Origin of the sequence: Mesorhizobium sp. M5C.F.Ca.IN.020.29.1.1 (genome assembly GCF_003997375.1) — a bacterium.
Taxonomy (GTDB): Bacteria; Pseudomonadota; Alphaproteobacteria; order Rhizobiales; family Rhizobiaceae; genus Mesorhizobium; species Mesorhizobium wenxiniae.
Window position 1 is genome coordinate 1 of record NZ_RZSW01000130.1, and the last position, 12,733, is coordinate 12,733.

Annotated in this window: 9 protein-coding genes; 2 read left to right on the forward strand and 7 right to left on the reverse strand. The window is 61.9% G+C overall.

Going from position 1 to position 12,733, the window contains the following annotated elements:
* Window positions 1–188: 188 nt before the first annotated feature.
* Window positions 189–677, reverse strand: a complete 489-nt coding sequence (locus EOA85_RS13185) for a hypothetical protein (RefSeq protein ID WP_245485736.1) — start codon at window positions 675–677, stop codon at window positions 189–191.
* Window positions 678–870: 193 nt separating this feature from the next.
* Between EOA85_RS13185 and EOA85_RS13190 the strand changes: the two genes are divergently transcribed.
* Entirely contained in the window at window positions 871–1,263 is a 393-nt protein-coding gene (locus EOA85_RS13190; protein WP_127209714.1) for a DoxX family protein, read from the forward strand.
* A gap of 19 nt (window positions 1,264–1,282) precedes the next feature.
* Here the strand turns inward: EOA85_RS13190 and EOA85_RS13195 are convergent, their stop codons facing one another.
* Together EOA85_RS13195 and EOA85_RS13200 are read right to left on the reverse strand one after the other, a co-directional pair.
* Window positions 1,283–3,724 carry an FAD-dependent oxidoreductase gene (locus EOA85_RS13195; protein ID WP_127209715.1) on the reverse strand — a complete coding sequence of 814 codons (2,442 nt, stop codon included), beginning with the start codon at window positions 3,722–3,724 and terminating at the stop codon, window positions 1,283–1,285.
* Window positions 3,725–3,844: 120 nt separating this feature from the next.
* Window positions 3,845–5,383, reverse strand: a complete 1,539-nt coding sequence (locus EOA85_RS13200) for a trimethylamine methyltransferase family protein (protein ID WP_164759631.1) — start codon at window positions 5,381–5,383, stop codon at window positions 3,845–3,847.
* Between the two features lie 218 nt (window positions 5,384–5,601).
* Between EOA85_RS13200 and EOA85_RS13205 the strand changes: the two genes are divergently transcribed.
* Window positions 5,602–6,192 (forward strand): hypothetical protein, encoded by a 591-nt coding sequence (locus EOA85_RS13205; RefSeq protein ID WP_127209717.1) that lies wholly within the window; start codon window positions 5,602–5,604, stop codon window positions 6,190–6,192.
* A 13-nt stretch (window positions 6,193–6,205) separates the two neighbouring features.
* On the opposite strand, the gene EOA85_RS13210 is transcribed toward EOA85_RS13205, so the two are convergent.
* From EOA85_RS13210 to EOA85_RS13225, 4 genes are all read right to left on the reverse strand, one after another.
* Window positions 6,206–8,422, reverse strand: a complete 2,217-nt coding sequence (locus EOA85_RS13210) for an ABC transporter ATP-binding protein (RefSeq protein ID WP_127209718.1) — start codon at window positions 8,420–8,422, stop codon at window positions 6,206–6,208.
* A 52-nt stretch (window positions 8,423–8,474) separates the two neighbouring features.
* Entirely contained in the window at window positions 8,475–9,632 is a 1,158-nt protein-coding gene (locus EOA85_RS13215; protein WP_127209719.1) for an ABC transporter permease, read from the reverse strand.
* A 12-nt stretch (window positions 9,633–9,644) separates the two neighbouring features.
* The gene (locus EOA85_RS13220) at window positions 9,645–10,679 is read right to left on the reverse strand and encodes an ABC transporter permease (protein WP_127209720.1); all 1,035 of its coding nucleotides are present in this window, start codon (window positions 10,677–10,679) and stop codon (window positions 9,645–9,647) included.
* Between the two features lie 166 nt (window positions 10,680–10,845).
* Window positions 10,846–12,498, reverse strand: a complete 1,653-nt coding sequence (locus tag EOA85_RS13225; RefSeq protein WP_127209721.1) for an ABC transporter substrate-binding protein — start codon at window positions 12,496–12,498, stop codon at window positions 10,846–10,848.
* Between the last annotated feature and the right edge of the window lie 235 nt (window positions 12,499–12,733).

Consider the following 12,733-nt stretch of genomic DNA (forward strand, 5'->3'; position numbering starts at 1 on the left):
TCAACTCTTCACCACCGAGAAGCTCAATCGTCTCGGCCCAGCCGTCATCTACAAGCGATTCGTGAGTCATCGCAGCGTAGAATCACAACCGATTCCCCGCTGCAACTCCTATCTTAGCGCATATGCCCAATTGGGGGAGATGTCCGGCAGGACAAGGAGGAGCCCTGTCCTTCCGGCCCCTTCGAGAATTACTCCGGCGTCAGCACCGCGACCTTGAGGGTCTCTTTTTTCGCGCCGCTGAACTGCACGGTGGCCGGACCGGCGGCCAGCTTGAAGCGCACGCTCTTGCGAATCCCCGGACAGGTCTTCATACGACTGAAAGCCGCCGACTTCACGGCTTTGCCGTCCTGAACGACATCGACCCAGGCCTCATCAGACAGGCTGATCTGGAGCTCTCCCTCAGGGGGCACGGCCACGCTTGCCGTCGCGCCGAATGTACCGGCTGCCGGCGCGCGTTCCGGCGGAACTGTGAAGCTGATCGTGTCGACCGGCGCCAACGCCACATCTGCAGCCTCGCCGACCGAAAGGTCAGCCCCGGACTGCGCGGCGGGCGCTGCCGCAAACAGGGCCTGCTCGCGCGTCACCGGCCATTTGAAAGCAGCACAGCTGGCGTCGTCGGCTATGGCGACGCTCGTGCCTGCAAGGATTGCGAATAGGCTGACGACGACTTTTTTCATGGCAAAGGTAACCCGCATGGTTTGGAGCTACACATCAATACAACCACAGAGATACAAATGCAACCATAGAGAGAAAAAATATATGAGGTAAACCATTTCCAATCACCGATTGTTGATGGCAGGCCATGGCAAGTGAGTGCTCCATTGCCTGGCCATAATTTATGGCCGATCCCGAGGGGTGAATGGAGCTTTGATGAAGTTTTTTGACGGTCTCGCCAGATACCAGCCGCAGGCTCTCGCGGCATTGCGCATCATGACGGCGCTGCAGTTTATGGAGCACGGCACCCAGAAACTGTTCAATTTCCCGGTCAGCGATTCTGCCGGCACCCTGAGCGGCCTATCGCTCACCGCGGGCGTCCTCGAATTCGTCGGCGGCATCCTGCTGGTTTTGGGGCTGTTCACCAAGCCGGTCGCGTTCCTTCTCAGCGGCCAGATGGCGATCGCCTATTTCATGGCCCACATGCCGCGTGACTTCTTCCCGGTCAACAATGGCGGCGATGCGGCGATCTCCTTCTGCTTCATCTTCCTCTATCTTGTGTTCGCCGGTCCCGGCGCCTTGGCGCTGGACAACCGCCGCAGCGCTTGAGCCGCCACCGCCGACGCCTTTACCCCCGCATCCGCTCGAGATTCGCGTCGAACAGCGGTGTCGGCTGCACGCGCGCGGGAAAGCGCTTGCCCAACAGCTCAATCTGGAAACCGCCGGCCTCGTCGGCGATTTCTTTCGGGATATAGCCCATGGCCACAGACGTCTCCGAATGGTGCGCGTAGCCGCCTGACGTGACCCAGCCGCGCACCGCGCCGTCGAACCAGATCGGCTCGTCACCGATGACGTCGGCGTCTGCCGTATCAACGACAAAGGCACGCAGCCGCAGCTTGCCGCCTTGCTGGCGCTCGGCCACTGCAGCCTCCTTGCCGATGAAATCGGCCTCCTTGCCATAGGCGACGAAACGGTCGAGGCCGGCTTCGAGCGGCCCGTAGATCGGCCGGTATTCGCGCGCCCACGAGCCGTAGTTCTTCTCAAGCCGCAGCGCGTTGAGCGCGCGTGAGCCGAACAGGCCGATGCCGAATTCTTCGCCCGCCGCCATCAAGGTCTGGTACGCGGCACGCTGATACTCCGGTGCCACCCAGATCTCGTAGCCGAGATCGCCGGTGTAGCTGACGCGGGCGACCAGGCACGGCGCCATGCCGACATCCATCTTGGCCGTAGCCATGAACGGAAACGCCGCATTCGACACATCCGCCCGCGTAACTCTGGCCAACACGTCCCGCGCCTTGGGTCCTGCGATCGACAGGCCCGTCAGCTTCGCCCCCAGCGCCTCGATACGGACCGAGCCATCTTGCGGCAGATGCGCCTCGAACCAGCGCATGTGATACTGCTCGGCAATGCCGGAGCCGGCGAGGAACCAGTCCTCCCCGTTGGAATTGGGACTGCCGAGATTGGCCAGCGAAAAGTCGCCAATCAGCCTGCCGTCTTCCTTCAGCATCGGCGCCAGCGTCATGCGGCCGGGTTTTGGCAGCTTGCAGGCAAGCAGGCGGTCGAGCCAGCCCGCCGCGCCCTCGCCCGTCACCCTGTATTTGGCGAATGACGAGATTTCCGACAGGCCGACACGTGTCCGCACCGTCTTCACCTCTTTTGCGACATGCTGGAAATCGCTCGAGCGCCGCCACGAGAACTCGTCCTTGACGCCCTCGGGCGCATACCACAGCGGCACTTCCAGCCCATAGGCCACGCCCCATTGCGCGCCCTTGGCCGACAAAAGGTCATAGACCGGCGTGGTCTTGAGCGGCCGCCCGGCGGGCAGCTCCTCATTGGGGAAGCGGATGGAAAAACGCCGCGAATAATTCTCTCGCACCTTGGCGTTGGTGTAGGCCATCGTCGCCCAGTCGCCGTAGCGCGAGACATCCATCGCCCAGATGTCGGCGCCGGGATCGCCCTCGATCATCCAGTTCGCCAGCGCCAGGCCGACGCCGCCGCCCTGTGAGAAACCCGCCATGACGCCGCAGGCGACCCAGAAACCCGGCAGGCCCCGCACCGGTCCGACCAGCGGGTTGCCGTCCGGCGCGAAGGTGAAGGGACCGTTGATGATCTGCTTGATGCCGGTGTTCTGGAAGGCCGGGAAATGCCTGAAGCCGACTTCCAGCGACGGCGCGATGCGGTCGATGTCGGGCTCCAGCAGTTCGTGGCCGAAATTCCACGGCGTGGAAAATTCGGACCATGGCTTATTGGCCTTCTCATAGGTACCCATCAGCATGCCGCCGCGCTCCTGGCGCAGATAGAGCTCGCCGTCGAAATCGACCGCGTGGATGATCTCCGTGCCGGTGTTCTGGTTCCAGGCGGCGACTTCCGGCATGTCCTCGGTGATCAGGTACATGTGCTCCATGGCCAGCACCGGCAGTTCCAGCCCGATCATGCGGCCGACCTCGCGCGCCCATAGACCGCCGGCGTTGACGACATGCTCAGCCACCACGTCGCCCTTGTTGGTGATGATGCGCCACAGCCCGTCGGGGCGGCGCACGATGCCCTCGACCTTGGTGAAGCGCTCAACCTCGGCGCCAAGTTTTCTCGCAGCCTTGGCATAGGCATGGGTGACGCCCGATGGATCGAGATGACCGTCCTCCTTGTTGCGGACGGCGCCGACGAACTGCTTCGGATCGAGCAGCGGCATCAGTTCGGCCGCTTCGTTCGGCGAAATCTCCTCGAGATCGATGCCGAGATATCGTCCCTTGGCGACGACGCCGCGCAGCCAGTCGAGCCGCGCCTCGGTCGCCGCCAAAAGCACGCCGCCGGTCAGATGCACGCCGGTCGCCTGGCCGGACAGCTCCTCTATCTCCTTATAGAGCGAGATCGTGTATTTCTGCAGCTTGGCGACGTTGGGATCGCCATTGATCGTATGCATGCCGCCGGCCGCATGCCAGGTCGAGCCGGAGGTCAGCTCGTCACGCTCCAGAAGCAAAATGTCGGTCCAGCCGTGACGGGCGAGATGGAACAGCACGGAACAGCCGACGACGCCTCCGCTAATGACCACGACCTTTGCATGCGATTTCATGGATTTTCTCACTTATTTCAGTGGTTGGACGGGTGACGTGAATCGGGATGGAAGGAGCTAAAATCACCCCCCTCTGGCCGGCACGCCAGAGGGGGGTCCTCGAAGACGCACGACACAACATCACGGCTCGCCCTGCCCGATCGCTTCCTTGCGCTTTGCCACATACGCCTCCAGCGCCTCGCGCACGGAAATAGCCATCGCCGGCTCGACATGATCTTCCAGCGCTTTCTTCCACAGCCGCCTCGCCCGCGCGGTGGCGTCGAGCCCGCCGGCCTCCTGCCAGGCCTCGTAATTCTGCCAATTGGAGAGCATCGGCTGATAGAAGGCGGTGGCGTAGCGCTCCAGCGTGTGCGGCTCGCCGAAGAAATGGCCGCCGGTCGGCACCGCCCCCAATGCCTCGACGGCGAGTTCGGCCTCGTTGACTTCGATCGGGCGCAAAAACTCCATCATGTGCTGGATCATCTCGACGTCGATGATGAACTTTTCGAACGACGCGGTCAGCCCGCCCTCCTGCCAGCCGGCGGCGTGGTAGACGAGATTGCCGTGGCCGAGCACCGCGCCCCACAGCGCCATCAGCGTCTCATAGGCGCCTTGCGCGTCGGCGGCGTTGGAGGCCGAGCCCGGCGTCGTCCGGTAGGGCAGTCCATAGCGCCGCGCCAGCTGCCCGGAGGCGATGTTGGCTTTGGTGTTCTCCGGCGTGCCGAACGCCGGTGCACCGGACTTCATGTCGACATTGGAGGTGAAGGCGCCATACATGACCGGGGCGCCAGGGCGGACAAGCTGCGTCAAGAGCACGCCGAACAGCGCCTCGGCGTTCTGTTGGGCGAGCGCGCCGGCAAGCGTCACCGGGCTCATCGCCCCCATCAGCGTGAACGGCGTCACCGCGACCGATTGGCCGAACTCGGCCATGGTCATCAGCCCTTCGGCCATCATCTCGTCGAAGCGGCGCGGCGAGTTGACCGAAATGATGGTGGTGATGCCGGGATCGTCGCGCATCTCATCAAGCGTCAATCCGCGTGCGATTGCCATCATTTCGATGCCGTCGAGCGCCCTGCCGCGGCCGATCGCCGAGACGTGAAAACTTTTGTCGGCCAGCGTCAGATTGGCGAAATAGGTGTCGAGATGGCGTGAATTGGCCGGCAGTTCCACCGGGGCGCAGACCTGGTTGCCCAGCATGTGGATGCAGTTGAAATGCTGCGCCAGCCGGGTGAGATCACAATAGTCGCGCAGGTTTCCGGCGCGGCGGCCGCGTTCCATGTCATGCACATTGGGCGGCCCGGCAACCAGGGTGAAGTTGATGGTGTTGCCGCCGAGATGGACGGCACGGGCCGGGTTGCGCGGCGTAAGCGTGTAGCTCGACTGCGTCGTCTTCAGTGCCTCATCAATCATGCCGCGGTCGATGCGGACAGTCATCGACGCGTGATCGACCTTGGCTCCGGCATTCTCGAACAGCAAGAGCGCCCGCGGGCTCATCACCTCGATGCCGAAATTCTCCAAAATGTGCATCGACGCCTGGTGGATCGCCTCGATCTGTTCGGCCGAGAGCATCGCCATTGGCGGATAGGGATTTGTCACGCGGCGCAACGGCAGTTGCGGAATGGCGGCCGGTCCCCTGTTGCTGGTTCGCTCGGCGCCGCGCTTGCGTCTCGGCTCGTTCATGCGGGGCATCAAAGCGCCGGCACGAGGATCGGGCTGTCAGAAATCCGCCACCCGCGGGCGTGATTTTAGCCAAGGCGGCATATCGGGAATTTCACGCCGACAAAAGCGACATAAAACGTCGGAATATCTATCCTCGCTCTGCCGCGACCAAAGCGGCCGATGGGCCGTTAAGGAACGCAGCAAGATTCCTTTTATGTTTTCGGCCTAATCCTGTTCCAATGGGTAAGTCGAGTTTTAGTAAAATTATAGCTGTTACCGTGTTGCTGGCGCTGTCGGCCTGCGCGACGCCGCCACGCCATATCAACGATGTCTGCGCCGTGTTCGACCAGAATGACGGTTGGTTCGACAACTGGCAGGCGGCGGCCGAACGCGCCGAACAGAAGCACGGCGTGCCGGTTCCCGTGCTGATGGCGACGGTGCGGAAGGAATCCGGTTTCAAGAGCAACGCCAGGCCGCCGCGCACCAAGCTTCTCGGCTTCATTCCCTGGAAACGTGTCTCCAGCGCCACCGGCTTCTCGCAGGCGCTCGACGGCACCTGGGCGCAGTATCAAAGCGAGACCGGCAGCTGGGCGGCGCGCCGCACCAGCTTTGCCGATGCCGTCGATTTCGTCGGCTGGTATCATTCCAAGACATCAGACACGCTCGGCGTCGCCCGCAACGACACCTACAACCTCTATCTGGCTTATTATCTCGGCTGGACGGCCTATGGCCGCGGGAATCGCGGCGATGCCGGCGTGCAGCGCTATGCGCGAGCCACCGAGAAGATGGCTCGGGATTATGCCGCGCAGCTACGCCAATGCGCGCGTTGATGAAGCCAAGGATCTAGCCATCCGTCAGCTTCGGCCTTTTGCCGCGCGGACGCTTGGGCGGAGCGCCGGCAAAGCCAGGACCGATGCCTTGCGGCGCGTCGTCCGGCAACCCCTCATGGGCGGCATGCTCCTTGTCGAATTTGATTACCGGCTCCATTTTCGCCAGCACGTCGTCGGCAAGCCAGCACAGGCTCAAATGACCGTCGCCGAGATTCTTCACCGGCGGCACCTGCGTCTCGCAAAGATTGTCCGGCACCAGCTTCTTGTAGCCGCAACGCGTTTGAAACGGACAGCCGGTTGGCGGGTTCATCGCCGACGGAATGTCGCCCTCCAGCACGATGTGCTTCTTGATCACGCTGGTGTCGGCGATCGGGATCGCCGACAGCAACGCCTCGGTATAGGGATGATAGGGCGGCGAAAATATCTGGTCGGTCGTGCCCTGCTCGACGATATAGCCGAGATACATGACGACGACACGATCGGCGATGTAGCGCACCACCGACAGGTCGTGGCTGATGAACAGCATCGTCGTCTTGTTCTTGCGCTGGATGTCCATCAGGAGCTCAGTCACCGCCGCCTGCACCGACACGTCGAGCGCCGAAACCGGCTCGTCGGCCACCACCACCTTGGCATCGCCGGCAAAGGCCCGCGCCACGCCAATGCGCTGCTTCTGGCCGCCTGAGAGCTGGCGCGGCTTGCGGCTCTCGAACGCCCGCGGCAGCTTCACCAGGTCGAGAAGCTCCAGCATGCGCTTGCGGCGATCGGCAACGGTGTTGCCGACATTGAACTTTTCCAGCGTGCGGATGATCTGTGAGCCGACCGTATGGCTGGGGTTGAGGGTGTCGAACGGGTTCTGGAACACCATCTGGATCGACGACACCGTCTCGACACTGCGCTTCTCGACGCCGGTCGACTGGATCTGTTGGTTGCCGAGCGTCACGCTGCCCGAGCTTGCCGTCTCCAGCCCGAGCAGCACCTTGGCAAGCGTCGACTTCCCACAACCGGACTCGCCGACAATGGCGACGGTCTCGGATTCGCGCGCCATGAAGGAGATCGTCTCGTTGGCCTTGACGACGCGGCCCTCGCTTGAGCCGAACACTTCGCTGCCGCCGACCTTGTAGTATTTTTTGAGGTCCTCGATCTTGAGCACCGGCGCGCCGGGCTCGACGCGCTCGTTGACCTTCTTGGCGCCGGGCGGCAGCGCCTCCCAGTCGATCTCGTTGAAGCGCACGCAGCGCGAAAAATGGCCTTCATGGCCGTCGACCGCGATCATCGGGATTTCGGCGGCGTTGCAGACGCCCTCGACGAAATGGTGGCAGCGGGGGCCGAAATTGCAGCCCTTCGGCCGCTCGTGCGGCAGCGGCAATTGCCCCGGTATGGAGATCAGAGGCCGCGAATTCTTGTCGGCGCCGGGCAGCGGGATCGAGCGGAACAGGCCTTGCGTGTAGGGATGGCGCATCCGGTCGAAGACGTCCTTGATCTTGCCGGTCTCCACCGCTTCGCCCGAATACATCACCGTAATGCGGTCGCAGGTTTCCAGGATCAGGCCGAGATTATGCGACACGAAGATCATCGAGGTGCCGAACTTCTCGCCGAGCCCCTTGACCAGGTCGACGATGCCGGCTTCCACCGTCACGTCGAGCGCCGTCGTCGGCTCGTCGAGCAGGAGCAGCGCCGGCTTCGACAGCAGCGCCATGGCGATGACGATACGCTGTTGCTGGCCACCGGAAAGCTGGTGCGGAAAGGAGCGCATCATGCGCTCGGGATCGGGCAGCCTGACCGCGCGCACCATTTCCAGCGCGCGTCTATAAGCCTCTTCCTTCGACACCTTGTCGTGGATCAGCGGCACTTCCATCAGTTGCTGGCCGACCTTCATCGCCGGGTTCAGGCTGGCCATCGGCTCCTGGTAGATCATCGCGATCTTGTTGCCGCGGATGGCGCGCAGTTCCTCGTCGGACAGCTCGCCCATGTCCTTGCCCTGGAACTTTATCCGACCGCCGACGATCTTTCCGATGTTGGAGAGGTCGCGCATGATGCCGAGCGACACGGTCGACTTGCCGCAGCCGGATTCGCCGACGATGCCCATCGCTTCGCCAGGCATGACCGTGCAGGAGAAGTCCATAACGGCCGGTATCTCACCCTTGCGGGTGAAGAAGGAAATCGACAGGTTCTCGATCTCGATGATCGGCCCATTGGTCGGCTTGGCGGGATTTCGAACTGCCTCATTCATGGGTCGCTCCAATCCTTGTTCTTTCAAGCATATCGGGTCGAGAACCCGTCCATCAATCTTTCATCGATTGTTCACGCAGCGAGTCGGCCAGCAGATTAAGGCCCAGCACGAACGACATCAGCGCGATCGTCGGCGGCAGCGCCGGATGGATGAAGGAGCGCAGCAGCCGGCTGGCGTCCTTGATCGCGGTGCCCCAGTCCGGACTCTCGGGCGCCAGCCCCAGCCCAAAATAGCCGAGCGTGCCGAGCAGGATCGTGGTGTAGCCGATACGCAGGCAGGCATCGACGATCAGCGGCCCGCGTGCATTGGGAAGGATCTCCCACAGCATGATGTACCAGGGCGATTCACCGCGCGTCTGCGCCGCCGCCACATAGTCGCGCGTCTTGATGTCCATGACAAGGCCGCGCACGATGCGGAACACGCCGGGGCTGGAGGCGAACACCACCGCCACGAAGATGTTGAGCTGGTTGGGATCGATATGGATTATCCTGAACGGGTCGGCATCGAAGACCAGGCCGGCATAGACCCAGCCGCCAATGGCAAGGGTCAGCCCCAGGAGGATGTAAAGGCGGTCCGGCCGCTTCTTGTAGCGCGTCCAGAACAGCACGCTGAAGAAGATGATCGGGAACAGGAAGAACAGCCCGGCCATCGCATAGGGGATCGGCGTCTCCATGATGCCCGGCGTCACCAAGAGATAGAACAGGAGAATCACCGGGAAGGCGAGCACGAGGTTGGCGAGGAATGACAGCACCGTATCGATCCTGCCGCCATAATAACCGGCCGGCAGGCCAAGCGTGATGCCGACCATCAGCGCGAAACCGGTCGCCGCCGGCGCGATGATCAGCACGATCTGACTGCCATAGACCATGCGGCTGAACACGTCGCGGGCAAGCTTGTCGCCGCCGAACAGGTAGACAAGTCCCGATTGCGGCTCGACCGCGCCCGGCAGCGCATCCTTCATGATCGGTATCTGGACAAGCGGATTGAAGGGCGAGATGGTCGACGCGAAGATCGCCGTGAACAGCCAGAACAGGCAGATGCCGACGCCGACGATGCCGACGCTGCTGTCGAACAGCTGACCGTAGAGGCCAAGCCTCTTCTTGTAGGCGAAGCTCGCCCCCATCACCAGGACGAGAGCGATCCAGACCGGCCAGAAACGCGCAAGCACGCCAAGCACCACATCGACGGCGCCGATATATTCAAGCTGCATCCGCTCGATCCCCTATTGAACTCTGATACGCGGATTGAGAAACGCGTAGCCGACATCGGAAATGAGCTGCGTGATCAGGACGATGAACACCGAGACCAGGGAGCAGCCGAGCAAAAGATCGATATCGTTGTTGCCGGCCGCCTCGACCAGCGTGTAGCCAAATCCCTGGTAGCGGAACATCACCTCGACGATGACGACGCCGGTGAGCAGCCAGGGAAATTGCAGCATGATGACAGTGAACGGCGCGATCAGCGCGTTGCGCAGCGCATGCTTGACCACGACGCTGCCGAAGGAGAGGCCCTTCAGCCGCGCGGTGCGGATATATTGCTGCGTCATCACCTCGACCATCGAGGCGCGGGTCATGCGGGCGATGTAGCCGATGCCGTAGATCGCCAGCGTCATCACAGGCAAAGTGAAATTGTAGAAGGTGATGCCCCGGCTGGCCGAAGCCGCCGAACCGTTCAGCAGGCCGAGCCATGAGGCGAAAATGACGGTGAAAATGACGCCCGACACATATTCGGGCGTCGCCGTCGAGGCGATCGAGGCGACGGACAACGTTCGATCGGTTCGCGAGCCTTCTCGCATGCCGGCAAGGATGCCGATCAGAAGCGAGATCGGCACCATCACCACAAGCACCCAGAACATCAGAATACCGGTGGCGCCGAGCGCCGGGAAAAGCTTCGACGCGACCGTCGCCTTGAACTTGGTCGAGCAGCCGAAATCACCCTGCAGCACGCCGGAGAACGTCGGCTCGACAGGATCGTTGCAGAACGAAAAACGTCGCGCGGGTTTGCCCGTTGCCGGGTCTGTGACCGGCTGTTTGGGCACGATACCCAGCCATTGGCCATAGCGGGAGAAGAAATACTGGCGATAGCCATGGTTGACCAGCCAGCTTTCGAGCTGCTCGGCCGAGGTGTGCATTTCGGTCTGGCTGATCGCCAGTTTTTTCAGATTGGGGTCGAGATTGATCAGGAAGAAGACGACCAACGTCAGGCACAGCATCGTCAATGCCATGGTGCCGAGGCGTCGAAGGATGAAGGAAAGCATGGCGGCCCCCTGCCGATCGGGTTGGGGTCAGGTGCTGTCAACCCTTGATTTGTCGCATGAGCCGGCCTGAAAAGTCAGCACCTTTTTGCGCTGATCCCACATTTGGATCATGTTCGAAACAGGAGGGAGGGAACAACGCCCTCCCTCCCCTTTGGCTTCGATCCGATCAGGCCTCGTCGAGCCAGACCTTGCCGTAGTCGCGCTCGAAGGTCGGGTGCATGGCGTAGTTCTTAACGGCAGCCACCGAGTGACTGTAGAGCTTGCGCCAGAAAGGCTGGATGATGATTCCGGAATCCTGCAGGATCTGCTCGATGTCCTTCATCATCTCCTTGCGCTTGGCGGCGTCGGCAACAGCGAGCGCGGCGTTGAGCTTGGCATCCCATTCGGGATTCGACCAGGCGGTTTCGTTCCAGGCTTCTCCGGTGCGGTAGCCGATCGCCAGAACCTGGACGCCGAGCGGCCGCATGTTCCAGTTGGTTATCGACAGCGGATACTTCGTCCAGTCGTTCCAGAACGTCGAACCCGGCAGCACCGTGCGCTTCACCTTGATGCCGGCGTCGCGCATCTGCGCGGCGATCGCATCGCCGGTATTCTTGTGCCAGTCTTCGTCGACCGTGATCAGCTCGTGCTCGAAATCGGCCTGACCGGCTTCCTCCATCAGCGCCTTCGCCTTGGCCGGATCGCGGGCAATCTTCGGCAGCTCGTAATATTCCGGATGGATCGGGCTGACATGGTGGTTTTCGGCGACAGTACCGGCATTGGCCATGCCAAGCTGCAGCACGACGGCGTTGTCGACTGCGAGCTGGAGCGCGTTGCGGACCTTCTGATCGTCATAAGGCTTGTTGGCCACATTGGTGCGGCAGACGATGGTCGCTGCGGTGACCACCTCGTACTTGACCAGGTCGACACCGTCGAGGATTGACACATAGTCGGCCGACGTCTCGAAATTGGTATGGACCTCTCCCGATTCGAAGGCGCTGACCGTAGCCGCGGGATCGGTGCCGTAGTCGATGAACTCGATGCCGTCGAGAAAGACCTCGCCGTCCCACCACTTGTTGTCTTCGCGGCGCTTGTAGACGACTTTCTGGCCGACATCGTAGGAGACGAGCTCGAACGGGCCGGTGCCGATCGGGCAGGCTTTGAAATCGCCGCCCTTTTCGTCGAAGGTCTTGTGGACGATGAGGCCGGGATAGTCGCACACGTTGGGAATGAGCGCGATATCAGGCGTGCTGAGCTTTAGCTTGACCGTGTGTTCGTCGACCTTGGTGACTGCGCTCTCATCCAGCTTGTCGTCCTTGACCAGCGAGCCGAGACGACCGGGCATAGAATTGCCTTCGGCTTTCTTGTCGGCCCAACGCTTGAAGTTGAAGATGACGTCATCCGCGGTGAACGGATCGCCGTTGTTCCAGGTGACGCCCTTGCGCACATGCAGCGTGTATTCGGTGGCGTCGTCGTTGACGTCCCAACTCTCGAGCAGGTAGGGGCGGAACGTGAATTCGTTTGTGTACTTGACCAACGGCTCGAGTGCTTGGCGCTCGGCATTGGCGATTTCCGACCAGTCGGCCTTGCGCGGATCCTTCGGATCCTTGATCCACATGGCGACCTTCAATATGCCGCCCTTCTTGCCCTGTACGTCCTGCGCTCTTGCCGGCGTCGGGTCGGCGAGGCCGAGCATTCCATAGGCCATCGCCGTGGACGCGCCGAAGACGCTGGCCAGAGCCAGAAACTCGCGGCGATCGACACGTCCGGCCCTGGCTTCTTCGGCCATTGCATGGATGTGATCCGGAACGCGATCGCCATTACTCTTGTAGATTGTCATCACGAAACTCCCATTGTTGGCTTTCTGCCTTTTACCATTCCGCATCCGGGCCATGATGTCAAAAACGGCACGGGTTGGGAACATGCCAAGGAATGTGCAACTTTGGAAGGGAAGCAGTTCGCGTGATAACGACAGTCTTGGCGCAAAATTGCTATTGCCCGGCAGATTTCGTTCGAATCTCCGGGATCGATCAAACTGAGACATTCACGACAGCGCCGCGCGTCCTCTGGGCTGT

Excerpts from the sequence above, each read along its gene's own strand:
- EOA85_RS13195 (WP_127209715.1), bottom strand. The coding sequence starts at position 3,724 with ATGAAATCGCATGCAAAGGTCGTGGTCATTAGCGGAGGCGTCGTCGGC.
- EOA85_RS13210 (WP_127209718.1), bottom strand. The coding sequence starts at position 8,422 with ATGAATGAGGCAGTTCGAAATCCCGCCAAGCCGACCAATGGGCCGATC.
- EOA85_RS13225 (WP_127209721.1), bottom strand. The coding sequence starts at position 12,498 with ATGACAATCTACAAGAGTAATGGCGATCGCGTTCCGGATCACATCCAT.
- EOA85_RS13220 (WP_127209720.1), bottom strand. The coding sequence starts at position 10,679 with ATGCTTTCCTTCATCCTTCGACGCCTCGGCACCATGGCATTGACGATG.
- EOA85_RS13185 (WP_245485736.1), bottom strand. The coding sequence starts at position 677 with ATGAAAAAAGTCGTCGTCAGCCTATTCGCAATCCTTGCAGGCACGAGC.
- EOA85_RS13205 (WP_127209717.1), top strand. The coding sequence starts at position 5,602 with ATGGGTAAGTCGAGTTTTAGTAAAATTATAGCTGTTACCGTGTTGCTG.
- EOA85_RS13200 (WP_164759631.1), bottom strand. The coding sequence starts at position 5,383 with ATGAACGAGCCGAGACGCAAGCGCGGCGCCGAGCGAACCAGCAACAGG.
- EOA85_RS13190 (WP_127209714.1), top strand. The coding sequence starts at position 871 with ATGAAGTTTTTTGACGGTCTCGCCAGATACCAGCCGCAGGCTCTCGCG.
- EOA85_RS13215 (WP_127209719.1), bottom strand. The coding sequence starts at position 9,632 with ATGCAGCTTGAATATATCGGCGCCGTCGATGTGGTGCTTGGCGTGCTT.